Origin of the sequence: Clostridium sp. MB05 (genome assembly GCF_046581255.1) — a bacterium.
Classification (GTDB): domain Bacteria; phylum Bacillota; class Clostridia; order Clostridiales; family Clostridiaceae; genus Clostridium.
The window spans coordinates 1091153-1116916 of record NZ_CP174370.1; the positions used below are offsets into that span (position 1 = coordinate 1091153).

Sequence of the window (25764 nt, forward strand, 5' to 3'; positions counted from 1 at the left end):
TGTTAATTCATAATATATTTAGAAAAATTTAAAGTTGAATATAGTAAAGTGATTTAAATTAAGTAAATGCAATTTGTTTTATATAAGTAGATATGTTAAAATTATACTTAGTTATATTATGTAAAGATATATGAATGAGAGGGATAAAGATGAAAGTAAGAAAAGCCATTATACCAGCTGCTGGGCTTGGTACTAGATTTTTACCAGCTACAAAGGCACAACCAAAGGAAATGTTACCTATAGTTGATAAGCCAACAATACAATATATCATAGAAGAAGCAGTAGCATCAGGAATTGAAGAAATTCTTATAATTACGGGAAGAAACAAAAAGTGTATAGAAGATCATTTTGATAAGTCCGTAGAATTGGAAATGGAACTTGAAAAAAATCACAAAGAAGATCTTTTAGAGCTTGTAAGAGATATATCAGACCTTGTTGATATCCATTACATAAGACAAAAAGAGCCTAAAGGGTTAGGGCATGCTATACTATGTGCAAAGGCTTTTGTTGGAAATGAACCTTTTGCTGTTTTATTAGGTGATGATGTTGTTGACTCAGAAGTCCCTTGTTTAAAGCAATTAATGGATTGCTACAAAGAGTATAAGACTTCTATATTAGGAGTTCAAACAGTAGCCCGTGAAGATGTAAATAAATATGGAATAGTAGATGGAATCCATATAGAAGACAGAGTTTATAAGGTTAAAAAGCTAGTAGAAAAGCCTTCTATAGATGAAGCTCCAAGCAATGTTGCCATATTAGGAAGATATATAATAACACCACATATATTTGAAATCTTAACTAATACAGCTCCAGGAAAAGGGGGAGAAATTCAGCTTACAGATGCATTGCAAACATTAATAGAAAGTGAAGCAATGTATGCATATAACTTTGAAGGAAGAAGATATGATGTTGGAGATAAGCTTGGGTTCTTACAAGCGACTGTTGAGTATGCTTTAAAAAGAGAAGAGCTTAGAGAGCCATTTATTCAATATTTAACTAATGGTGATTGGAATAAGTAAGTTTATATAAAGATAAAAACTATGGAAACAATTAAAATATTTCATAGTTTTTATTTTTTATATAGGTAAGCTTATTAATCAAAATATTTTTGAAAAAGTAAGTTTATATTTGAAATTTAAATACTGCAAATAAGTTTAATTTAATGTTATTATGATATAATAACATTAAATTATTTCTATTTGGAGGAATTATGCTAGAAATTAATTTTAAAATATTAAAAGAAATAAATGATAATGAATTTATAACTCAAAGGAAGTTAGCGAGTTTAACAGGAGTTTCCCTGGGAAAAATAAATTCTTTATTAAAAGAGTTTATTGAGAATGGATTTATAGAAAAACATTTAGTTGATAAGAGGGTTAGATATGAAATAACTAAATTAGGTGAAGATTTATTAGTAGATTGGATAGAATTAGCAATGGAGACTAAGTTAAATATAAACGATTCTACTATTAAAAAAAATGTAAAACAAGCTGTTATTCTTGGAGCTGGTAAACAAAAGGATTTTAATATTCCAACAGGAGTGCTTCCAATAGGTGATAATTTAATAATTGAGAGAACTATAAGTATACTAAAGGAGTTTGGAATAGAAAAGATTTTAATAATAACAGGATTTAAATCAGAAGAATATAATAATGCCATCTCAAAGTATGATAATGTTAGTTGTGTATATAATCCCAATTATATTAATACTGGAACAATGAGTTCTTTAGCATGTGCTAAAGGGATAATATCTGATGATTTTATATTAGTTGAGAGCGATTTAGTATTTGAGAAAAGAGCCATAAAATTTTTAACTGATAATATAATAAGAGATTGCGCTTTAATAACTGATGTAAGTGGAATTGGAGATGAAACATTTGTTGAAATCAGAAATAATTATTTGTATAAAATAGGAAAAGACATGCATCAATTTAATAAAATAGATGGAGAGTTTGTTGGAATAACAAAACTTTCTTTTAAATTGTTTAATTTGATGTTAGATGAATTTAGTAAAAACATAAATCCAATGGTGAATTATGAATACATATTGTTAGATGTAGCAAGAACTTATGATGTTGGATATGTTAAAGTAGATGCATTAAAGTGGGGAGAAGTAGATACATTAGAGCAATATAATAAAATTAAAAATAATATATTTCCTAACATTAATAAAAATGATAATTTATGATTAAAAAATTGACTTAAAGTATTAATAAAGCTTTAAGTCAATTTTTTATTATTACACTTTATCTTGGTATAAACCCAATTTTCTTTTGCATTTTTCTTAAAGTTTTCATTGAAACATAATTTGCTTTTTCAGCACCTAATTTATAGATATCCTCTAATGCTTTTTTATCCTTAAGGATTTCTTCAACCTTATTTTGAATTGGTTCTAATTCTCCAACTATAGCGTCAGCGACATCTTTCTTTAAATCAGCATAACCTTTATCCTTATAGTATTCTACAAGTTTTTCTGGTGTTGATCCTTTAATTGCAACTAATAAATCAAGTAAATTCTTAACACCTGGTTGTTCATCAGAGTAGTTTATAATTCCTAGGCTATCAGTAACAGCTCTAGAAACTTTTTTTCTGATAACTTCAGGTGGATCCATAATTAAAATATATGAATTAGGATTATCATCTGATTTAGACATCTTTTTACTTGGATCTTGTAGGCTCATTATCTTAGCTCCTACCTTTGGAATGTAAGGATCAGGTATTTTAAATGTTGGGCTATAAGTATTGTTAAATCTATTAGCAATATCTCGTGCAATTTCTAGATGTTGCTTTTGATCTTGCCCAACTGGTACTAAGTCTGTATTATATAAAAGGATATCTGCAGCCATTAATACTGGATAAGTAAATAATCCAGCTCCTATTGAATCTCCATATCTTTGAGATTTATCTTTGTATTGAGTCATTCTGCTAAGTTCACCCATATAAGTATTGCAGGTCAATAACCATGCACATTCACTATGAGCAGGAACATGGGATTGAATAAATAGAGTATTTTTTTCAGGTACTATACCTGCTGCTATATATATTGCAAGAACTTCAAGAGTTCTTTGTCTTAAATCCTTTGGTTCTTGTTTAACAGTTATTGCATGTAAGTCGACTACACAAAAATAACAATCAAACTCATCTTGAAGAGAAACCCAGTTTTTTATTGCTCCTAAATAATTTCCTAATGTTAATTGACCAGAGGGTTGAATTCCACTAAAAATAACCTTCTTTTTTTCCGTATTACTTTCCAAATAAAGCACTCCTTTCATTTGTGCATACTAACATTTATAACCATAACTATATTCTTAATTATAGATTTGGAAAATTATGATGTCAATAAGGATGGATTAATATTAAAGTTATTAATACTATAGGTAGCAATATTGATGTAATATGAAAGTGGTAATGAATTAATTTGAGGTTTTATAAAGAGGAAAAAATTTAGATAAGAAGCATGTTTAAAGATTAATTTAAATTATGATAAATATTAAAATTTATATAAAAAGATTTTTAAGAGAGGGAGAAATTAAAAATCTTTACAATGCCAATACATTAATCAAGAATTTAATTTAGATGTTATTTATTAATAATATCTAAGCTTTTACATAAAAAATGTCAATAAATAATACTAACATAGATAAAAGTAGTATTATATTAATTGACCAAACTGAAAATTTAAATATTAAAGCAATTAACGTGAATAAAACAAATATATTAAAAAATATTTTTAGAAATTTCATTAAGTAAGTCCTCCTATAATGTAATGATAGGTCTAGATACTTAGTTTATGCAAGTTTCCAAAAAAAATACATAAAATAAAGACTAACCATTGAAGGTTAGTCTTTAGAAATAGAATTATCTTCTATTGTTTTGTGCTTTTCTAGCTCTTCTACAATCAGGACATCTTACTGGCTCGTTATCAAATCCTTTTTCCTTGTAGAATTCTTGCTCTCCAACTGTGAAAATAAATTCCTTTCCACAATCTTTACAAATTATTTTCTTATCTTCCATTTTAAAATCCTCCTTAAAATTCATAGGGATAAACTTGATAAATCTTCTTCCTTAAGGTGTACTATGAACTTTAAGGGATAGAGAATGTATCGAGATTTTTCCTAATCATTTAAATTTTCAAAATAATTATACCATAAAGTATAATTATTTCAATAAGATATAATAAAAATATTTATAAATTATTTAGAATTTTTTGAAAACTTCTCCATAGACTTAAATTTAAAGTAATAAGAAGAAAATACTATAAGAGGTATTAAAATAAAACTAAATAAATTAAGTATTTGTAAATACTTTAAAGCATCATAAAGTATATAATTATTCATTCCTAAAAAATTAGAAAAAACAAATATTAGAAATGTATATATGCCTATAAAAATACGCTTATTTTTCATATATTTTCCACAAATTAATAGAATGCTATAAGTTGATAAAACATATTTTACAAAAAATCCTATTACTGTTTGAACTATAAAAAATAGTTCTCCAAACTCTAAAAAACCAGCAACTTCAATTCTCTGACCTAATATAAATTCTGGATAAAAGATATTTGCAGCCCTTAATGGACCAAAGGCTGTTATTACTCCTATCATTGATATAACTACAAAGGCAGAGGTAATAATTCCAGCGTAAAAAGTATGTCTTCTTATATTTTCATATTTTTCTATGTACTTTAAAAATGGTAGGGCTATCATAAAGGAAGAAAATCCTCCAAGTACAAGAAAGCTTGAAATTATAAATTCCATAGAAATTCCGTTTCCAATTACAGGAAGTAAATTATTTATATCCTTATAGCTTTGAGATAAGATAAAAAATATTATTCCATTTACTATAAGTATAAATACGCTAACTAAGACAAAGATTAAGATAGTTTTTAGCTTTTTATTAAAAATAAAAAGAGATGGAAGAAGGAAAAAAATTAATGCATACCAAACAGGAGTTTCAAGAAAAAGTGTGGAATGTAATACATTTGCTTCTACGGCACCTGCTTCAATTGCATTTATAAATAAAGTTAATAAAAATATAAGCATTAAAATTATACCTATCCATTTGGGCATGGAACGATAAAATATATCGTTTATATCGTAGGTTTTTGTTGTTTTACAAACACTAATTATATACATTAAGAAAACTATAAATGCTATAGATGCTATTAATGATGCAAGCCAAGTATCTCTTCCCCCTATGTCAACAAATATAGATGGATATGTTTTAACAGATATAAGGGCTACTCCAATTATAAATAATATAAAATGTTTACTAGAAATTTTATTCATCTTTATCACCTTTCTGAATATTTAATACTTAACAATTAAGATTTTCACTAATGCATTGATTTTGTGCATTATTTAGTATTAGCAAAAAAATGAATATTAAACAGTTTTTCAACAAATAATACAATCAGGTGATGTATATGAATAATTTAGAATATGTAAAAGAGAAATTAAAGAACTCTTTTGATGTTAAGTATAGACCAATCCAAACAGTAATAGGGAAGGCTACAGTAGTATTTATTGATGATTTATGTAATGTGGCTATGATAAGCGAATATGTAGTTTTACCATTAAGGAGATTTGGAGAAATGACTCTTAATAGTAGAAGTATTAATTCTCCTAAAGAAGTAATAGAAAATGCATTAGACATAAATGCAACAGATATTGCTAAAGATATAGACGATGCAATAATGCATGTGTTATCAGGAGATCCTATATTAATATTTGATAACTTTCAAGAGATAATTTATGTAGAAACAAAAGGCTTTCCAGTAAGAAGTGTTGGAACCCCACAGACAGAATCGGTTTTAAAGGGACCAAGAGAAGGCTTTAATGAGTTAATGGTAACTAATATTGCATTAATAAGAAGAAGAGTTAAGAATCCTAATTTAAAGTTTGAGGCAGTAGTAGTAGGAGAACAATCTAAAACATCAGTAGCTGTATGTTATATAGATGGAGTTGCTCCAAGTGAATTAGTAGAGAATATAAAGGAAAAAGTAAATAATTTAGATTTAAGATTTATATTAGATACTAATTATGTAGAAGATGCCCTTAAAAACCAAAAAAGCTTTTTTGATACAGTTGGTTATACAGAAAAACCAGATGAAGTTAGTGCAAAATTATTAGAAGGAAGAGTTGGAGTAATTGTTGATGGAACACCATTTGTAATTACAGCGCCATACTTCTTTTTAGAAAATTTTCAAATGCCAGATGATTACTATTTAAATAAATATTATACAAATTTTAATCGTATATTACGATGGTTTGCATTTTTTATAGCTACATTAGTACCAGGACTTTATGTTGCGGTAATAACATATCACTTTGCTATGATACCTTCATTATTTATGTTTAGACTTGCAGTATCTAGAGCGGGGGTTCCATTTCCTACATTTATTGAGGTAATGTTAATGATGCTTGCCTTTCAATTTATAAAAGAAGCAGGTTTAAGGTTACCACAACCGATAGGTGGAGCAATGAGCATAGTTTCAGCATTAATTTTAGGAGATGCTGCAGTAGGTGCTGGTATTGCATCAAGAATAACAATAATAGTAGTAGCGTTAAGTACTTTATCATATTTCTTAATTCCAAAACTTTATGGAGCAGTATCCTTTTGGGCATTGATATTAGTTGTATTTTCAGCTGCATTTGGAATACCAGGATTTTTATGTGGAGCTTTATTACTATTAATACAATTAGCAGAATTAGATTCAGTTGGATATCAATTTTTATTTCCAGTTGGAAGCATAAACGAATATAGATTTAAAGACGTAGTTTTAAGAGGTGGCCTTGGAAAAATATCAAAGAATATAATAAAAAAGGGGAACTAAAAATGAAAATTAAAATATTAAGTAAGATTTTAACTATATTTTTTATTCCTTTATTTTTAGTTGGATGTTTTAATTATAGAGATATAAATAAGGTAAGCTTTGCAACAAGTGTTATCTTTGATACAGATGAGTTCGATAGAGCTATAGTTTATGTAGATGGTGTAAAGCCTTATAGAAGTACTAATGAAAGTTCAGATAAAGGAAAAAGAGTAATATATAAGGGCGTAGGAAAGACGGCTTTAGAAGCATTAAGAGATGTAAATTTAGCTTCTAGTTACGAGTTGAATTATTCTCAAAATAGAGCTTATATATTTACAGAAAAAGCAGCTAGAAAAGGAATTAAAAAATATGTAGATTTAATAAATAACAATCAAGAATTTCAAATTAAACCAGATATATTTGTATATTTTGGTGAAGTTGATGATTTATTAAAAGTTACTTCAAGTGATGAAGAATATTTAGGGTTATATTTAGAAGAATTAGTTCATAAGAATAAAAGAAACCCAAGAGCAATGAGAGCAAATATAAATGATTACTTAAGTAATTCAATAACAGCTAGCGATACATATATAGTAGGAGTAATTGAAATAAGAGATGATGCATTAGACAAGAAAATAGAAATAGGTGGAGGAGCTATAATAAAGGATAATACTTTAGTTGAAAGAATAGATGCAAAAGATGCTATGAGCTATAATTTACTAATGAATAAGATTAAAAGAGGAACCCTTGAAATGTCTAATCCACAATCAAAAAGAGGTTTTATAACTCTTGATGTATTAGATAGTAACACAGAGAGCAAACTGAGATTAGATGGAGATAATATAAAGTTAGTTAAAAATTTAGAAGTAAAAGTATCAATTGCAGAAACTCAAGATAGATTTATTGTTGATAATGAATTGTTGAAATATATAAAAGAGGTTAAAGCAAAGGAAATAGAAAATTATCTTGAAGATATATTTAATAAGTATAAAGAAAAAGATTTAGATGTTTTTGAGGTTGAAAGACTTTTAGATATATATTATCCTAAAGCAGCAGTATCTGATCCTATTTCGAAAACAGATTTAGAAGTTAATGTTAACTTAATAATTGAAGGAAGCAGCTTAATTAAAGATAGTCTATAACAATAGTTTAGCTAAAAAATTTTCAGTAAGAAAAAGCTATTGATATTAAAAGGAAAATAAAGTAATATTAATCTATAGATTGTCTGAATTCGATTCATACTATGTAAGATGAAATAGGGAGGGAGTATGGACGATTATAAAGTTAAGTATCATCAACTTAAGTCAGAGTACGAAAGCTATCAGAAAATCACAGAAGAAAAAATACAAGAATTAAGTTGTGTTAACGTTCAATATGAAAAAAATCTTGATATGCTTTCTAATGTAATATTAATTAGCAATTATATAAATTCAAATTTAAGTAATAAGAATATAATACAAATGATAAATGATATGATAATAGGAATTATAGGAGTAACACAATCTACTATATACTTGTTAGAAGATTTTAAATTTGTAATAAAGGCTACTAATGGAACAAAGGAAAGTATAGGGCTTACAGAAGAGTGTAAGAGGAACATAGGTAAGAATAAAACATTTATAGTAAATTCAAAAGAACCGATTGTAAAAGATGAATTAAATGGTATATTTATTCACTCAAGAATGGGAGTACCAATTAAGGTTGGAGAAAAATTCATAGGATATATAATTGTTGATCATACACATTATAATTATTTAACTGAGTTTCATGAAATATTTTTAAGTTCTATAGCTAGTCAAATTGCAATTGCTTTAGAAAATTCTATTTTATATAAAAAAATAGAAAAGGCAGCGAAGTTTGATGCACTAATTGGAATTTATAATAGAAAGACATTTTATGAAATTATAGAAGAAAGATTGGATAATGGAAGAGTAGATAAGTATGCTATAGTTATGATTGACTTAGATAATTTTAAGAGGGTTAATGACACATTAGGGCATCAATTTGGTGATAAGGTTTTAATAGAAACTGCAAACATAATAAGAGATAGGTTATATCAACAAGATATAATTGCAAGGTATGGTGGAGAAGAAATAATATTATATATAGATTGTATGAATGACACCGAAGGAGTGTACGAAAGAATAGATAAAATCAGAGAAGCAGTGTCTAGAAACTTTGTTTTAAAAGAAGGAATTGTTAGAAATGTTACTGCAAGCTTTGGAGTAGGTTTTTATCCTTATGATGGAGAAACTTTAGAAGAAGTTATAAATTGCGCAGATAAGTATCTTTATAAAGCAAAACATGCAGGTAAGAATAAAGTAATGAGTTCGCACTTTTTTAGGTAAAAAGATAGAGATTAAAAGGAATTCTCTATCTTTTTATTTTTTTAAATATAATATTGTAAATAATTTCAACAAGATAGAATATATATATATTAAGAGAATAAAAAATTTTATATAGAAGGAGTGGATTCCAATGATTCAAGTTTTTTGCGCAAGTAGGGGGTCAGGTAAAACTAAAAGATTAATAGAACTTGCAAATGAACGTTTAAGCCAGGCAAAAGGGGATTCAGTTTACATTGATAATGATACAAGATACATGATGCAGCTTAGAAGAAAGATAAGGTTTATAAATACTAATGAATTAGGCGTAATAGATTGTGATAGCTTTTATGGATTACTTTGTGGAGTTATATCTCAAAATTATGATGTTGAAAATATATATATAGATGCTTTATCTAATATAGTAGAGTGTAGTAATTTAGAATCAACAAACCTGTTTATAAAATTAAAGGAATTCTCTCAAAAATTTAATCTAAATTTATTTATAAATTTAAATTGTGATTGCAAAGAAGATTTACCAGACTTTATAAAGAAATATGCAGCATAAATGTCAAAGGTTCAAAAGTGGATAGTTTTTACTATCCACTTTCCTTACCTTCACTTTTTTAAGCTTTAATCAGTTGATAATATTTAAATTAAAAGATATACTATAATAAGTAATAAAAGTAGGAGGTTACGTAGAATGGCTAATGTTTTAGATGAGTTATTAGATCGTGGATACATAAAGCAATTTACTCATGAAGATGAAACTAGAGAATTGCTAGAAAAGGAGAAGATAACTTTTTATATAGGCTTTGATCCAACAGCTGATAGTTTACATGTTGGACATTTCATTGCATTAATGTTTATGGCTCATATGCAAAGAGCAGGACATAGACCAATAGCACTTCTTGGTGGGGGAACTGCAATGGTAGGAGACCCTTCAGGAAAAACTGATATGAGATCTATGCTTACAAAAGAACAAATTCAACATAATGTTGATTCAATAAAGAAGCAAATGGGAAGATTTATAGATTTTTCTGATGATAAAGCTATATTAGTAAATAATGCAGATTGGTTATTAAACTTAAATTATGTAGATTTCTTAAGAGAGGTTGGAGTTCATTTTTCTGTAAATAGAATGCTTTCTGCTGAGTGCTTTAAGCAAAGATTAGAAAAAGGTCTTTCCTTCTTAGAGTTTAATTATATGTTAATGCAAGGATATGATTTCTACGTATTAAATCAAAAGTATAATTGTAAGATGCAATTAGGTGGAGATGACCAGTGGTCAAATATGATTGCAGGTGTTGAATTAGTTAGAAGAAAGGCACAAGGTCAATCAATGGCAATGACTTGTACTTTATTAACTAATAGCCAAGGTCAAAAGATGGGAAAAACTGTTGGAGGAGCTTTATGGCTTGATCCAAATAAAGTTTCACCATTTGATTTCTATCAATATTGGAGAAATGTTGATGATGCTGATGTAGAAAAATGTTTATCATTATTAACATTTGTTCCTATGGATGAAGTAAGAGAAATATGTTCAGTAGAAGGTTCAGCTATAAATGAAGCTAAAAAGCGTCTTGCATTTGAAGTTACAAAGTTAGTTCATGGCGAAGAAGAAGCTAATAAAGCTAAAACAGCTGCTGAAGCTTTATTTTCAGGTGGAGTAGATATGAGTAATGTTCCAACTGTAACTATAAGTAAAGAAAAGTTAGGATCAACTATCTTAGATATAATGGCTGAAAACAAAATAGTTCCATCTAAAGCTGAAGGAAGAAGATTAATTCAACAAGGTGGATTATCACTAAATGGGGAAAAGGTTACTGAAGTTACTAGAACTTTAGAAGAATCAGATTTAGAAGATGGTTCAGCTTTAATTAAAAGAGGAAAGAAAAATTATAATAAAATAGTTGTAGAATAATAAAAGGCTGCATAAGGCAGCCTTTTTTATTTAAAAATTGACAGTTAACAATTAATAATTGAGGAAGTCATTTGTTTCAAATTACTAACAAGCTGTAGACCAGTATATAACAATAATTTATAATGAATTATGTGGTAGTGGTAGAGATACAAGAGCCTCTACTTTAGTACCATTTGATAAAGTAATACTTCCATTATGATCTTTTATTATTTCACTGCAAAGATATAAACCTAAGCCAGAGCTATAATTATCGTCATGAGAATTTATCTTAATAAAGGGCTCAAAAACATGGCTATATATTTCATCAGGTATTAGATTAGCTTCATTTATAATTGAAACCCTATAGAAATTATCTTCAATAAATCCATGTACCTCAATATTATTACTATTAACAGAGTATTTAATAGCATTATCTATTAAATTAATAAATACTTCTTTGATTTTATTAGCTTTAATTTTTAAGAAGCTATCTTCTAAATTATAAATTATATTTAAATTATATTTAAATTATATTTGTCAGCTTTTATAGACATATCAGCAATTACTTGTTGAAGCAATTCTTTTATATTATATTCTACATATTCTTCATTTATTGAAGAAAGGCCTTTAGATATTTTTATAATTTCTAATACAAGAGTATTTAACCTTTGACTTTCTGAATATATCCTGCTTACAGCTCTTTTTTTAAATTCCTCATCATCTACTACATTTTCTAATATCATTTCTGAGTATCCAATTATTGAAGTTAAAGGAGTCTTTAGTTCATGAGTTACTGTATCAAAAAATATTTTTCTGCTTAAGGCTAACTTTTCAACTTTTTCTTTTTCTTGCTCAATATCTAAAATTTGTTCTTGTATTTTAGATTTCATATTTATAAATTCTTTAGATAATATGGAAATTTCATCATTTCCTGAGGATTCTATAGAAACATTATAGTCTCCTTCTCCAACTTTTTTAGAGGCTAAAGTTAAATAAGTAATTGGTTGTACTATCTTATTTGTTAAGAAATATGAAATTGAGAATATAAATAAGATTAACACTATTTCAATTAAAGTTAATATATTTGTTGCTTTAGTATAATCCGAATAAAGATAGGTATAGTCTTTATTTAAATTTATTATACCTATGTAGGATTCATTAATTATTATTGGATAAGAAAGCTTTCCTGTAAGAGTTTTATTATTATATTTTATATCAACAATAGTTTTACCAGATTTAACTTGAGGAAGATTTTCAGTAAATTCAGGACTAGCTTTTTCTAAATTAGAAGCAAGTACGTTACCATCTACATCACATATTTGAAGCTTACTATCATAGTTTAAAGAAATATATTCCATTAAATATTTACTTTCTTGAGATAAAGCTTTATCTTTATAAAGATAATTTCTTACAGATAATGTGTATTTAACAGATTCACGAGTACTCTTCATTATTTCTTTTAACGAAGAAGTAACTGTATTTTCCATATTATCTTTTAATATTTTTCTAACAGATATATTTAATGAAATACCAAGTAAGATAATTGTAAGAGTAATAATTAAAGTAAACTTATATTTAATTTTCATATTTACCTCATCATATATCCAATACCAAATACTGTTTCAATTATTGATGGTTGTCCAACTATATCAAGTTTACTTCTAATTCTTCTTATATGAATATCAACAGTTCTTATATCACCATCATAAGAAAACTCCCAAATATTATCTATAATTTGTTCTCTAGAAAAAACCTTATTTCTGTTTTGAACAAAAAATTCGAGAAGTTCATATTCCTTAGGTTTAAGTTGAATAACTTCATCATTTTTTAAAACAGTTCTGTTATCAAAATTAATTTTTATATTTGAATTTATATTAATAAAATTTTTATTATCTTTTGAAGATGATTTTTCAATTCGTCTAAATACGGCCTTTATTCTACTTATAACTTCTTTTATATGGAATGGCTTAGTAATATAGTCATCAGCTCCAAGCTCAAGGCCAAGAACTTTATCAAATACATCACATTTCGCAGTAAGAATTATAATAGGTATAGTATATTTAGCATTTATATCTTTACATAAGTCAAATCCGCTTCCATCAGGTAAGTTTAAATCTAATAAAATTAATTCAGGTAAGTTTACACTTAAAAAATCATTAGCTTCTTTTAAAGAAAAGACACTATGAGGTAAATACCCTTCAGATTTTAAAGTATGGAATAGTATATCATTTATAGATTTGTCATCTTCAATAATAAGTATTTGATTATTCATTATATATTCTCCTTAATATGGGTATTATAGCTTAATTATACATAATATTTACTAAATGTTAAATAGACATACAATAGACTATTAATTTAAATGTGATCTTAAAGAAGTAAGAAATCTATTTCTTTAAGATCACAAGAATAAATTTAAGGTGTATATTGTCTATAGATAGAATAAGCTGATCCGTTTTTCAATTCTATCCAACAAAGTGTACTTCTATTAGTTAATGGCTTACCATCCTTTGTAACGAGATCTCCTATGTCCATTGACTTTCGCAAATTAATATAATCCTTAAAATCTTTAAATGAAGCTACCTCAGTTACAGAGGAATTTTTAGGTGGATTAACATTATATCCCAAAGATAGAAAATCATGATTTAATAATTGAAAGCTACAGTTATTTGATATTTCATAGGTGGTTAATTTATCATAGTTATTTCTTATATAATAACTATCTGGAACATAATACTCTCCCTTTTCATTAGTAGGAAGATCTATCTTATCTTTATCTTTATTATCTTTGAGAAATTCTCTAAGAGATTCTTCTTGCCCACGATAAAATTCAACTAAGTCAACATCTATATAAGTTTTTCCATCAATAGTATAGATATTATTAATACATCCGATTTGCTTATCATAAACATTTTCTAAAACTGTTAGGTTCATTTCTACTTGCCTGCCATATTCATCGTTGGTACCGTAATAACTAAAGGTACCTGGATTTAATGTATCAACTTTTGATACATTCCATGTTAAAGGAAGTGAGATTTGTTCTTCGTTTATATCAGTAGTTACACTTTGAGGTAGGTTAAATTCCGAATCTTGATAAACAGAATTTGTAAGCTTAATTACATCAAATTTAGATGAAATTTCTTTAGCTATTGCTTTCATATTTTCACTGTCTACTCCATTAGCTAGAGCAGTTTTAATTATAAAGTAAGCATCATCTAGTTTATTAGAGTTCATATATATATCCTTTATTTCTAAATATAAATCTTTATTTGTTTTATCTAGATCAATAGCTTTATTAAAATATGCCTTACCTTCATCATATTTATCATCATCAAGAAGTTTTTTTGCATTGCTAATAGCTTCACTAACTTCATTTTCTTCCACTAAGATTTCACTTTGAGTATCATTAGAAACTGTTACTTTTTTTGTTGTGTCTTCGCAGGCAAATAATGAAGTAGTTAGTATTAAAAAAATAGGGATAATAGCGAGTTTTATAAATTTTCTATTCATAATAAGCTCTACTTTTAAATATTTTATGGAAGATATTGTTCAGATATTTTAAAAACTGAACCATTTTTTATATCAACCCAAACTAATAGTATTCTTGATTTATTATTTTTTGTATCATTAAATTCTTTTAGAAAATCATCATAAGAAGTATTTACTAGTGTCCCCCTATTTTCATGATTTTCAAGATTTAGAGTAGCTGAACATAAAGAATATATACAATCGTTAGATACTGAGTAAGTAGTAATAGCATCAGAGTTATTTCTTATCCAAACTGGAGCTGGTAAAAAATATTCCCCATTTTCGTCTATTCCAGCTTTTCCATCTTTAATAGCCTCTCTAAGAGCATCTTCTCTACCTAAATAAAATTCAATTAAATCTACATCTATATATAACTTCCCATTATCAGTATAGAAATTTTTTACCCATCCAATTTGTTTATCATAAACATTTTCTAAAACTGTTATTTCCATTTTTGCTTTTCTACCATACTCTTCATTAAAGCCTTCGTAAATAAAAGTACCTACAGTTGAAGAGTCAACTACTTGGTTATCCCAGGTTATAGGAAGTGATATTGTATTTCCTGAAATTACAGTTTTAACTTCGTTAGGTAAGGTGTAGTTAGTATTTTGATATATAGATAAAGTCATGTTTATTGATTCAAAATTAGAGGAAATATCTTTTAAAATTAACTTCATATTTTCAATATCTACATTGTTTGTTAGTGCTGTCTTTACAATAAAATAGGCATCATCAAATCTATTTAGAGACATATAGATATCCTTAATTTTTAAATATATGTCCTTGTTTGTTTTATCTAGAGATATTGCTTTATTAAAATATTCTTTAGCTTCATCGAAATTATTTTCATTAAGATATTCCTCAGCAGTTTTTATAGCTTGATTTATTTCATTTTCCTCAGAGGAAATTGTGTTTTTTGTATTATCCGATATAGTTATTTTTTTTGAAGTATTTTGACAAGATACTAGGGTTGATGAAATTGTAATAACAGATATAATTATTATTTTTGAAAAAAGTTTTTTATTCATTTTTTAACCTCCATTGATTTCTATACTTATATCATATAAGGTAAAAATTTCTAAAGATTATATAGTTATTTCTAACTTATTTCCAAAAGAAAATTAATTTGGATTTTAAATAAAGCTTTCTGAGGTTATATATGTTAAGAATTTGTATAAAGTATTCGACATTATAAATAATATAGATGTATATGAGGTGAAATTATGCCAGGAGTTTTTAATGTAGGTAATTCATATAATGTAAACAACAAAAGAATATCTAGTAAACTGACTTTTGATTCTGGTGAAAAATTTTCAGGGAAGATAATTAACAAAGATGATAAAAATGAAGTTACTATAAAGCTGCTAGATGGTTGGGAGTTTTCAGCCGAAATTGATGGAGATATAGAATCATTAGATAATGGATTACAAAGATTTCAAGTTGAAGGTTTTGTAAATGGAAAATTAAAATTAAAGGTTATAGCTAAGAGTGTTTCTGGAGATGAGTTAGCTCAAGGTGAATTTAATGATATTATTTCGAAAGAAGGATTAAGCAAAGAAGATACAAACTTATTAAAGTCTATGTTAAAGTTTGGAATACCCCTTACTAAAGAAAATATAAAAGAAATTAAGGGGTTAATTCAGTTTTCGGATAAGATACAAGCTAATCCAAAAGAGATAGATGAGTTTATATCAAAATACTTAATGAGCAAAGGAATAAGCAAGAATAGTGAAGAAGGAATAAAAATTAATAATATCCTTAAAGAATTTTTAGGAGAGTTTAAGACATTATCAGAAGAAGATATTTTGTTATTTTTTGAAAATGATATAGAATTTAATAAAGAAAATATAAAGGGGTATAATAAGATATTTAAAGGGGAAAATAATATACCTAAATTACTTGATGATATTTCTAATTCTATTCCAAAGTTTAAGGATGGGATTTTGGAAGATAATTCAAATAATAATAAGGATAATTTGAAGTTAAATAATATAAATATTAAGACTACAGATATAGAAGAGGCAGTAGATATAAAAAATCCTAAAATTAGTAGTGGCGAAGAGGTTAATAATAATCAAAAAATTAGTAATGGTAAAGAAACTAATAAGGGACAAGAAGTTAATAATATAAGTAATAAATTAATTAATGAGTTATATCAAAAAAGTGATTCAGGAAGTTCTAAGGTTAGTATGCTTTCATTACTTAAATCTATTTCAGGTCAAGCAGAAGACTTGCTTAATACTTCATTAAAAGAAATCTTAAGTAATAGAAGAGTAGAGTTTACAAGTAATGAATTTGATAGAACTTTTAACTCAATAAATTTAATAAAGCCAGAAGAATTTATAGGCAAGCTTAAAGAAATAATAGCTGAGTTTAATGAAATTGGGGCTAAAAATATAGTAGATGAGTTTAATAATTATTTAAATAAAGCTAATAATGAATCATTAGGAGTAACAGAATCATTAGACTTTAGTAAAGGACAATTAGAAAAATTACTATCTACTGCTATGGGAAAAGGAATAACATTAACAGAAGAGGAGTTTTCAAAATTAAAGGATGTTATAAATTTAAAGTACCAAGAAACTTTAGATAAAGATTCAATTAAAAATACTAAAACAAGTGATTTACTGAAAGATGGAGTTATTAAAGATACTACAATAAAAGATGCTATAATAAAATCTGATATATTCATTAATAATAAATTAAATATACCATCAAAAGAGTTAATAGAAGCTTCTATTAATAAAGGTGGAGAAAATAATAAAGAAATAATTAAAGATATTATATCTACTTTAAAGGGAGAGTCTATAATTTCTGAAAAAGTTATAGATATTATAAAAAATAATATAAATGAAATAAAGATGTTTAATAAAATAAGTGAAGAATACTATTATGCAGATGTTCCAGTTAATATTAAAGAAAGAGAATATCCATGTAAGCTAATAATTAAGGATAATAGAAAAGAAGGCAAAAAAATAGATAGTACAAATGTAAAAATGGTAGTTACAGTTGATACTAAAAATTTAGGCACAATAGATGGATATATGAAGGTTTTAGATAGAAAAATAGACATAGATTTAAAATGTGAAGAAAAATTTGTTAAAATAGTAGATATGGCAAAGACAAAATTAGTTAATAATATAGAGAATATGGGATTTTTAGTAGGTGTAAAAGTATCTAAAAAAGAAAGTGAAGTTTCATTAACATCATGCAGGGATTTCTTTAGTTCAAACTCAGGAATATCACTTGATAGGAGAGTTTAAAGTAAAGAGTTTAGGAGGAGAATATGAAAGGAAGAAAAAAGGCTGCTGCTTTAAAATATGAAGAAAATTTAATTGCTCCAATTGTTACAGCAAGTGGAATGGGACATATTGCAGATAAAATACTTGAAAAAGCAGAAGAAAATTATGTTCCTGTAGTGTATAATAAGGAGTTGACAGACTTGCTTTGTAATGTAGATATAGGAGAACAAATACCTTCTGATCTTTATGAAGCAGTAGCACATATTATTGCATATGTAACAGATTTAGATAGAATAGTAGAAAGGTGAGTAGATTAAATGGCTTTATATGCTATTTCAGATCTTCATCTTGCTTTTACAACAGACAAACCAATGGACATATTTGGAGAAAAGTGGCTTAAGCATGATGAAAAGATAAAGGATAATTGGATGAATAAAATCACAAATGATGATACAGTGCTTATAGCAGGAGATATATCTTGGTCAATGAGATCGGATGAAAGTAAAGTTGATTTAGATTGGATAAATGCCCTGCCAGGGAAAAAAATTATATCAAAGGGAAACCATGATTATTGGTGGGGTGGAATATCGAAGCTTAATAAGATGTATGAAAACACAAAGTTTCTCCAGAATAATTTTTATACCTATGAGGATTATGCTATTTGTGGTTCAAGAGGATGGATCTTAGAAGGAACAGATAGATTTACAGAAAAGGATAAAAAGATATTTAATAGAGAACTTATAAGATTAAGACTTTCCCTAGATAAAGCAAAAGCAGAAGGATATACAAAGATAATAGTGATGATACATTATCCTCCAATTAACGAGAAAAGAGAACCTTCAGCCTTTACAGAGCTATTTAAAGAATATGCTGTAGAGAAGGTTATATATGGACATTTACATGGACCTTCCTTAGCAAATGCACTTAATGGAGAACACGAAGGAATTGAATATATAATGACAGCCTGTGATTTTTTAGAGTTTAATCCTAAAAGAATTTTATAAAATAATCTACATTTTAGATTTTTGCATATCTAAAATGTAGATTATTTTTATATAGTAAATAGCAGTATAATCTGCAGTGAACTATATAAAAGCAATTAATATAATAATTAAGTTTTGTGACTTTGTTACAGTCAAAAACAATATGAAAGAGTATACTTATATCATAGAATAAATAATATGATATTGGAGGAAATAAAAAAATGAATAATATAAGAGTTTATACAACAAATACTTGTCCATGGTGTACTAAGGTTAAAAATTATTTAAAAAGCAACAATATAAATTATGAAGAAGTTAATGTAGGGTTAAATAGAGCAGCAGCTATGGAAATGGTAAACAAGAGTGGACAAATGGGAGTTCCTGTTTTAGATATAGATGGGAAAATAGTTGTTGGGTTTGACAAGAATAGAATAGATAATTTATTAGGACTATAATTTAAAATAGTTATCAAATGGGTTGATAAAGAAAAAAAGTAAAGCTAAAATAATATTAGTTTTACTTTTTTTAGAGTTTATGAGGTATGTGTAATATGGATTTAAGAAATGAATTAATGGAAAGCTATCCATTCTTAAAAGATTTAAATGAAGATTTATTAGAAGAGCTCTTCAATAGAATAATTATAAATAGTTATTCTATTGGAGACAGTATGTTTAATAATATACAAAGTTGTATAGGTTTTTCTTTTATACTAGAAGGAACAATAAGAGTTTACAAATTAGGGGATGACGGTAAAGACATAACTTTATATAGGTTGAAAAAAGGTGATAATTGTTTTAATACAATACTATGTGCATTAACTAAATCAGAAGATACTTCTTTTGCAGAAGTAGAAGAGAATTCTGTTATTGCCCTTATACCAATGGACTTTTTTAAAAGAACCTTATTAGATAATAGTAGTTTCTTAAAATATATATTTAAAAATTTATATAATAAGTTTGAAGATGTAGTGCAAGGGTTAGAAAAAGTTACATTTGACAGTATAGAAAATAGACTTATAAATTATTTTAAGGAAAAAATGAAAGATAATAATGGTAGTAAGATAATTTATACCACTCATGAAAAAATTGCAGCTGATATAGGCTCATCTAGAGAAGTTGTAAGCAGAAGTTTAAAAGCTTTAGAAAAACGTGGCATTTTAAAACTAAGTAGAGGAAAAATTAAAATTATAAATTGGAGTTATTAAATTTATATTGACATCTCAGTAACAATATCATAAAATTTGAATATAGTAATATTATTGACAGATTAATAACAAAGTGCGATGATATTTATATTGAGAAGGGGGAAGAGGTGATAGCTTGGATAGTAATTATAAACAATATGAAGATATAGCAGAGTTTTTAAAGGTTTTAGCTCATCCTGTTAGACTTTGTATAGTAAAGAATCTTTTAGAAAAAGGTTGTTGTAATGTAACTAATATGCATAGTTGTTTAGGGATGCCTCAATCTACAATTTCTCAGCATTTACAAAAGCTAAAAAGTGTTGGAATAATAAAAGGTGAAAGAAATGGACTAGAAATAGTTTATGAAGTAGTAGATAAAAGAGCAGGAAAAATAATAAAATCACTTATTGAATGATAAGTGATAATAAGTAGTTGTTAATTTAGAACAGCTAATATAAAGCTGTTCTTTAAATTTATAGTATAAATCGTAATATTATAATATACAAATAACTTATTAAATAGATATTAAAATGAAATTCATTTATTTAAATTTTTATAAAGATTAGTATTATTTAATTTAGGAGGATTTTAAATGAAAAAGAAGGTTTTAATAGTTGGTGGTGTTGCAGGAGGAGCATCTGCTGCAGCTAGACTTAGAAGGTTAGATGAAAATATTGATATAGTAATGTTTGAAAAAGGTGAATATATTTCATTTGCAAATTGTGGACTTCCTTACTATGTTGGAGAAGTTATAAAAGAAAGAGACGCACTTTTACTTCAAACACCAGAAAAAATGAAATCTAGATTTAATATAGACGTTAGAGTTAATAGTGAAGTAGTAAGTATTAATTCAGAAAAGAAAACTGTTAAAGTTAAATCCTTAAAAGATGGTGAGTATGAAGAAAACTTTGATTACTTAATTCTATCACCAGGAGCTAAACCAATAAGACCTAATTTACCAGGGATTGATAGTGAAAAAATATTTGCTGTTAGAAATGTTCCAGACATAGATAGAATAAAAGCTTATGTAGATTCGAAAGAGACTAAATCTGCTGTTGTTATAGGTGGAGGATTTATCGGAGTAGAAATGGCTGAAAACTTAAAAGAAAGAGGAATAAAAGTAACTTTAGTTGAAGCTGCGCCTCATGTTTTAGCACCATTTGATTCTGAATTTTCATGTTTAATTGAAAGAGAATTAAATGCAAATGACATAAGCATAATACTAAATGACAAGGTTAATGGATTTGAAGAAACTTCAGATTCAATAAAGGTTAACCTTGGAAGTGGAAAAGAAATAGTTGCTGATATGGTTATTTCAGCAATCGGAGTTACTCCTGACACTTCTTTTATTAGAGATACAGGAATAGAGCTTGGGGAAAGAGGTCATATAATAGTTGATGATCATATGAGAACAAATAAAGAGGGGATTTTTGCAGTAGGAGATGCCGTAGTTGTTAAAGATTATGTAAATGGAAAAGAAGCATTTATCCCATTAGCAGGACCTGCAAATAGACAAGGAAGAATAGTAGCAGATAATATAGCTGGATTAAACTCAGCTTATAAAGGAACATTAGGAACTTCAATAATTAAAGTTTTTGATATGGTTGCTGCATCAACTGGAAATAATGAAAGAACACTAAATAGATTTGGAATTAAATTTAATAAGGCTTATTTACATCCAATGAGCCATGCGGGATATTATCCAGATGCTACACCATTAACAATTAAAGTTATATATGATATTGAAGGAAAAATATTAGGAGCACAGGCTTTAGGTTACGAAGGTGTAGATAAATTTATAGATGTAATAGCAACTTCAATTAAATTTGGTGGAACAATGGAAGACCTAGCAGAGCTTGAACTTGCATATGCACCTCCATTTTTATCAGCAAAATCTCCAGCAAATATGGCAGGTTTTGTTGCTCAAAATCAAAACAAAGGATTAGTAGATACTATAAACATAGAAGAGTTAAAAGACTTTGATTCATCAAAGCAAATTTTACTAGATACAAGAGACAAGCAAGAAGTTGAACTTGGTAAAATAAAAGATTCGATAAATATACCAGTTAATGATTTAAGAGAAAATTTAGATAAGTTAGATAAGGATAAGGAGATTTTGGTTTACTGTGCTGTTGGTATAAGAGGTTATATAGCTGTAAGAATATTAAAGGCTAATGGGTTTAAGGCTAGAAACTTAAACGGTGGATACAAAACTTATGCAAACTGGAACTATAAAGCTAGAGTTATAGAAGATTCTATGGATGATAATAACGGAAATAACTATGGCGGAGATTCTGTAATGAAGGAAGTAGCAGTAGATCAAATAAGAGAATTGAATGCAACTGGATTATCTTGTCCAGGACCATTAATGCAAGTAAAAGCAACTATGGATACTATGGATGATGGAGAAGTACTAAAAGTAAAGGTATCAGATGATGGTTTCTGGAGAGATATTGAAGCATGGACTAAAAAGACTAATAATAGACTTTTAAGCATAGAAAAGAATAAAGGTATAATAGAAGCTACTATTAAGAAATGCTCAGATCAGTTTTTATCAGAAAAAGCAGTTTCTAATGCTTGTTCAAATCTTCCAACTAAAAATGGACAAACAATGGTAGTGTTTAGTGGAGATTTAGATAAAGCTATAGCTTCATTTATAATAGCCAATGGTGCTGCAACAATGGGTAAAAAAGTTACTATGCTTTTCACCTTCTGGGGATTAAATATATTAAGAAAACCAGAAAAGATTAAAACTTCCAAGAATTTAATAGAAAAAGCCTTTGGAATGATGATGCCAAGAGGTAGCAAAAAGCTAGGCTTATCAAAGATGAATATGGGAGGAATGGGCGCTAAAATGATAAGAGGTGTCATGAACAACAAAAACATTCAATCTCTTGAAGACTTAATGGAGGCAGCTATTGAAAATGGAGTTGAAATAGTAGCTTGTACAATGTCTATGGATGTTATGGGAATTAAAAAAGAAGAATTAATAGATAGTATAAGCTATGGTGGGGTAGGATACTACCTTGGAGAAGCTGATGATTCTAATGTTAACTTATTTATTTAATAGTTAAAATAACTTAAAAACTAAAGGGATATGCTTTGCATATCCCTTTCTATTACTATTAAATTTGATTATTTAATGATGAAATAGTATCATCAAGCCTTTCTAAGCTAGTTGTTTGTAAGTCCATATTTGCAGCAATTTCTTCACATAAAGCAGAATGCTCTTGAGAAATAGTAGAAACTCTTTCTATTGTAGATAAAACATTATCTTTTTCAGAAGAAGCTACAGTTAGATTTTCTATACAGCTATCAATTTCTGTAATTGAATCACTTATTGATGATTTTATATTTGTAAAGCTACTTTTAGTGCTAAGAAGGGTTTTTTGTTGATTATCTATAGCTGAACTACCAGCTTGTACAGCTTTTGAAGTATCAATTATATCAGATTTAATATCATCTAATATTTTAGTAATACTTTCAACAGATTGTTTTGAATTTTCAGCAAGCTTTCTTACTTCACCAGCAACTACTGAGAAGCCCCTACCAGCTTCTCCAGCTCTTGCAGCTTCAATTGCTGCGTTAAGAGAAAGTAAGTTTGTTTGGCTTGCAATTTGACTTATAGAATCTGTAATTGTATTTACTGATTCTAATTTTGAAACAAGAGAATTTACAGTTTGGCTTACTATTGTGAAAGCTTGTTGTAATGACATTAATGATTCATTTAAGCCAGTAAATGTATTTAATCCTTCATCAGCAACTTTATCTGTATCAAATACTGCTATTTGCACATTAGTAACATTATAAGCTAACTGTTCCATACGACTATTGAAATTTGCCATTATATTGTTAACATTATTAATTTCTTCAGCTTGTGTAAGTGTAGCAGTAGTTAAATTTGATAATGAACTATTAACATCGTGTATTGCACTAGATATACTAGAACTGCTTTCACTTAACATAACCATCTCATTTTTTAGATTCTCGTTTGAATTTTCTTTTGTGTTAATATTAGTAGTAACGAACTCATTTGAAATTTCCTCTGCATTATTTTTGGTTACTTCACTATTTTTCTTTGATTTAGAAAATAAACCCATTTTAGTACCTCCTAATTTTATCCTTTCCATCACGAGCCATCTCTTTTATTTTTTGAGGTGAACCTATAGAAGTAATTACTTCAGAAAACCATTTTAGAGCAAGGGTATCTTCACTAATTCTTCTATATAATTCACCGATTAGGAACATAATAGAAAACCTATTCAATCCATATACTGGAAGTTTTTCATTCGTAAATGTATCATTAAAAGCTGCTAATGCTTGTTTAATAAAGTTTTTTTCATTAACATCGTCCATTAATAGCCTGTACATCCAAGCGATTTTTAAGCAAAGCATAGCTTTAGTACTACTTTTACCTTCAATAATTAAGGCGTTAAGTAAAGCTAATTTATATCTTTCAATTGCAATTTTTTCATTAAAAGGAATATCATATTCACGATTGATCCATTTAGGTGTGATTTTTTCTTTAACTAGTTTTATTTGAAATTCTCTTATTTTATTAAAATCTGTTTTTAAGGAAGCGTAACCACAAGTTGGGCATAACCATACTTCATAAAAATATGGATTTATAACAGAATATCTTATAAATAAGTCTGAATCTCTAGAAACAACTCTAGGTGCATTAACCTTTACAGATGCTGTTCTAAAAGAGTTATCACAAACTGGACAAGATACTTCCTTAAGGAATAAATTATTTATTAATTTATGATTATTATCGTTTACTTCTTTTAAATCTTTAGTATTTATGTCGTTTGAAGATTTTATCATAAGTTACCACCTCAATATTACACATATAGTTAATTATAACATATTGGAGTGATTTTGTAGATAAGACATTTATAAATATAAGAATATAACTTAAATAATTTGATTACACATTTTAATATTTTTGATATAATAGTTAAGGTGAAGTTTGAAAAGGGTGATAAGATATGGCAATTCAAGATTGGAAAAGTTTTTTTATGCCTTATGAACAGGCTGTAGATGAACTGAAAGTAAAACTTAGAAGCATAAGAAAGGAATATAGAAAGAAAAATGAATATTCTCCAATAGAATTTGTTACAGGAAGAGTAAAAGAAATATCAAGTCTTCTTGAAAAAGCTAATAAATTCGGAATTCCTTTAGATAGGCTTCAATATGAAATTGAAGACATAGCTGGCATTAGGATAATGTGTCAGTTTGTAGATGATATAGATAGAGTTGTAGAAATATTAAGAGCAAGAAAAGATATGCAAATACTCTATGAAAAGGACTATGTTAGAGGTGTAAAAGAAAGTGGATATAGAAGCTATCATATTATAATTAAGTATCCAATAAATATGGCAGAAGGCCAAAAGGAGATATTAGCTGAATTTCAGATAAGAACATTAGCTATGAACTTTTGGGCAACTATAGAGCATTCTTTAAATTATAAGTATAAAAAACAATTACCTGATAATGTAAGAGAGAAGCTTAAGAAAGCAGCTGATGCAGCTTTTGAATTAGATGAACAAATGCTTGATATTAAGGATGAAATTAAAGATGCTCAAAGGCTATTTGAAATAAAGTCAGATATTATTTCAAGTATAATGCATAATATATTAACTCTTATATCATTAGGAAAGTTTGCTGAAGCAAGTAGGTATGAAAGTTCATTAAATAAGTTAATAGAAGATGGAGAGATATATGAACTTAACAATTTACTAGTATCTATTAAAAGAGATATAAATAAGTATAAAGATAATTAAT

At 27.2% G+C, this 25764-nt stretch carries 26 protein-coding genes; 15 read left to right on the forward strand and 11 right to left on the reverse strand.

What is annotated here, in order from left to right; genetic code table 11:
- Positions 1–149 precede the first annotated feature (149 nt).
- Positions 150–1019 (forward strand): UTP--glucose-1-phosphate uridylyltransferase GalU, encoded by an 870-nt coding sequence (galU, locus tag ACH36K_RS05165; RefSeq protein ID WP_411169889.1) that lies wholly within the window; start codon positions 150–152, stop codon positions 1017–1019.
- Positions 1020–1210: 191 nt separating this feature from the next.
- Positions 1211–2188 carry a winged helix-turn-helix transcriptional regulator gene (locus ACH36K_RS05170; protein ID WP_411169890.1) on the forward strand — a complete coding sequence of 326 codons (978 nt, stop codon included), beginning with the start codon at positions 1211–1213 and terminating at the stop codon, positions 2186–2188.
- Positions 2189–2246: 58 nt separating this feature from the next.
- On the opposite strand, the gene trpS is transcribed toward ACH36K_RS05170, so the two are convergent.
- The 4 genes from trpS to ACH36K_RS05190 all read right to left on the reverse strand — a co-directional run bounded on the left by trpS (position 2247) and on the right by ACH36K_RS05190 (position 5288).
- On the reverse strand, positions 2247–3272 hold the full coding sequence (gene trpS / locus ACH36K_RS05175; protein ID WP_411169891.1) for a tryptophan--tRNA ligase: 1026 nt from the start codon (positions 3270–3272) through the stop codon (positions 2247–2249).
- Between the two features lie 324 nt (positions 3273–3596).
- Entirely contained in the window at positions 3597–3743 is a 147-nt protein-coding gene (locus tag ACH36K_RS05180) for a hypothetical protein (RefSeq protein ID WP_411169892.1), read from the reverse strand.
- Positions 3744–3858: 115 nt separating this feature from the next.
- Positions 3859–4014 (reverse strand): zinc-ribbon domain-containing protein, encoded by a 156-nt coding sequence (locus ACH36K_RS05185; RefSeq protein WP_411169893.1) that lies wholly within the window; start codon positions 4012–4014, stop codon positions 3859–3861.
- 179 nt (positions 4015–4193) lie between these two features.
- The gene (locus tag ACH36K_RS05190) at positions 4194–5288 is read right to left on the reverse strand and encodes a GerAB/ArcD/ProY family transporter (protein WP_411169894.1); all 1095 of its coding nucleotides are present in this window, start codon (positions 5286–5288) and stop codon (positions 4194–4196) included.
- A 137-nt stretch (positions 5289–5425) separates the two neighbouring features.
- On the opposite strand from ACH36K_RS05190, the gene ACH36K_RS05195 reads away from it, so the two are divergent.
- The 5 genes from ACH36K_RS05195 (at position 5426) to tyrS (ending at position 11062) form a co-directional block, all read left to right on the forward strand.
- Entirely contained in the window at positions 5426–6835 is a 1410-nt protein-coding gene (locus ACH36K_RS05195; RefSeq protein WP_411169895.1) for a spore germination protein, read from the forward strand.
- A 2-nt stretch (positions 6836–6837) separates the two neighbouring features.
- Positions 6838–7956: a Ger(x)C family spore germination protein gene (locus tag ACH36K_RS05200; RefSeq protein WP_411169896.1), complete on the forward strand. Its 1119-nt coding sequence runs from the start codon at positions 6838–6840 to the stop codon at positions 7954–7956.
- A gap of 126 nt (positions 7957–8082) precedes the next feature.
- Positions 8083–9162, forward strand: a complete 1080-nt coding sequence (locus ACH36K_RS05205; protein WP_411169897.1) for a diguanylate cyclase — start codon at positions 8083–8085, stop codon at positions 9160–9162.
- A gap of 130 nt (positions 9163–9292) precedes the next feature.
- Entirely contained in the window at positions 9293–9706 is a 414-nt protein-coding gene (locus tag ACH36K_RS05210; RefSeq protein ID WP_411169898.1) for a hypothetical protein, read from the forward strand.
- 135 nt (positions 9707–9841) lie between these two features.
- Positions 9842–11062 carry a tyrosine--tRNA ligase gene (gene tyrS, locus ACH36K_RS05215; protein WP_411169899.1) on the forward strand — a complete coding sequence of 407 codons (1221 nt, stop codon included), beginning with the start codon at positions 9842–9844 and terminating at the stop codon, positions 11060–11062.
- Positions 11063–11179: 117 nt separating this feature from the next.
- On the opposite strand, the gene ACH36K_RS05220 is transcribed toward tyrS, so the two are convergent.
- From ACH36K_RS05220 to ACH36K_RS05240, 5 genes are all read right to left on the reverse strand, one after another.
- On the reverse strand, positions 11180–11551 hold the full coding sequence (locus ACH36K_RS05220; RefSeq protein WP_411170655.1) for a sensor histidine kinase: 372 nt from the start codon (positions 11549–11551) through the stop codon (positions 11180–11182).
- Positions 11552–11553: 2 nt separating this feature from the next.
- The gene (locus tag ACH36K_RS05225) at positions 11554–12627 is read right to left on the reverse strand and encodes a histidine kinase dimerization/phospho-acceptor domain-containing protein (protein ID WP_411169900.1); all 1074 of its coding nucleotides are present in this window, start codon (positions 12625–12627) and stop codon (positions 11554–11556) included.
- A 2-nt stretch (positions 12628–12629) separates the two neighbouring features.
- Positions 12630–13313: a response regulator transcription factor gene (locus ACH36K_RS05230; protein ID WP_411169901.1), complete on the reverse strand. Its 684-nt coding sequence runs from the start codon at positions 13311–13313 to the stop codon at positions 12630–12632.
- A gap of 143 nt (positions 13314–13456) precedes the next feature.
- Positions 13457–14551 (reverse strand): Ig-like domain-containing protein, encoded by a 1095-nt coding sequence (locus ACH36K_RS05235; RefSeq protein WP_411169902.1) that lies wholly within the window; start codon positions 14549–14551, stop codon positions 13457–13459.
- Between the two features lie 23 nt (positions 14552–14574).
- Entirely contained in the window at positions 14575–15597 is a 1023-nt protein-coding gene (locus ACH36K_RS05240) for an Ig-like domain-containing protein (RefSeq protein ID WP_411169903.1), read from the reverse strand.
- Positions 15598–15792: 195 nt separating this feature from the next.
- Here ACH36K_RS05240 and ACH36K_RS05245 point away from each other — a divergent pair, with 195 nt between their 5' ends.
- From ACH36K_RS05245 to ACH36K_RS05275, 7 genes are all read left to right on the forward strand, one after another.
- Positions 15793–17832 (forward strand): hypothetical protein, encoded by a 2040-nt coding sequence (locus ACH36K_RS05245; protein ID WP_411169904.1) that lies wholly within the window; start codon positions 15793–15795, stop codon positions 17830–17832.
- A 23-nt stretch (positions 17833–17855) separates the two neighbouring features.
- Positions 17856–18119: an EscU/YscU/HrcU family type III secretion system export apparatus switch protein gene (locus tag ACH36K_RS05250; RefSeq protein ID WP_411169905.1), complete on the forward strand. Its 264-nt coding sequence runs from the start codon at positions 17856–17858 to the stop codon at positions 18117–18119.
- A 9-nt stretch (positions 18120–18128) separates the two neighbouring features.
- Positions 18129–18815, forward strand: coding sequence for a metallophosphoesterase (locus ACH36K_RS05255; protein WP_411169906.1), 687 nt, complete (start codon positions 18129–18131; stop codon positions 18813–18815).
- Between the two features lie 200 nt (positions 18816–19015).
- Positions 19016–19249 carry a glutaredoxin family protein gene (locus ACH36K_RS05260; protein ID WP_291650811.1) on the forward strand — a complete coding sequence of 78 codons (234 nt, stop codon included), beginning with the start codon at positions 19016–19018 and terminating at the stop codon, positions 19247–19249.
- 95 nt (positions 19250–19344) lie between these two features.
- Positions 19345–19998: a Crp/Fnr family transcriptional regulator gene (locus tag ACH36K_RS05265; protein WP_411169907.1), complete on the forward strand. Its 654-nt coding sequence runs from the start codon at positions 19345–19347 to the stop codon at positions 19996–19998.
- Between the two features lie 115 nt (positions 19999–20113).
- Complete coding sequence (locus ACH36K_RS05270) at positions 20114–20392, forward strand: ArsR/SmtB family transcription factor (protein WP_411169908.1); 279 nt, start codon at positions 20114–20116, stop codon at positions 20390–20392.
- 177 nt (positions 20393–20569) lie between these two features.
- Entirely contained in the window at positions 20570–23044 is a 2475-nt protein-coding gene (locus ACH36K_RS05275; protein WP_411169909.1) for an FAD-dependent oxidoreductase, read from the forward strand.
- A 58-nt stretch (positions 23045–23102) separates the two neighbouring features.
- On the opposite strand, the gene ACH36K_RS05280 is transcribed toward ACH36K_RS05275, so the two are convergent.
- Together ACH36K_RS05280 and ACH36K_RS05285 are read right to left on the reverse strand one after the other, a co-directional pair.
- On the reverse strand, positions 23103–24077 hold the full coding sequence (locus ACH36K_RS05280) for a methyl-accepting chemotaxis protein (protein ID WP_411169910.1): 975 nt from the start codon (positions 24075–24077) through the stop codon (positions 23103–23105).
- Position 24078: 1 nt separating this feature from the next.
- Positions 24079–24804 carry a DUF2225 domain-containing protein gene (locus tag ACH36K_RS05285; RefSeq protein ID WP_411169911.1) on the reverse strand — a complete coding sequence of 242 codons (726 nt, stop codon included), beginning with the start codon at positions 24802–24804 and terminating at the stop codon, positions 24079–24081.
- Positions 24805–24968: 164 nt separating this feature from the next.
- Between ACH36K_RS05285 and ACH36K_RS05290 the strand changes: the two genes are divergently transcribed.
- Entirely contained in the window at positions 24969–25763 is a 795-nt protein-coding gene (locus ACH36K_RS05290; protein WP_411169912.1) for a GTP pyrophosphokinase family protein, read from the forward strand.
- The last annotated feature ends 1 nt before the right edge of the window (position 25764 follow it).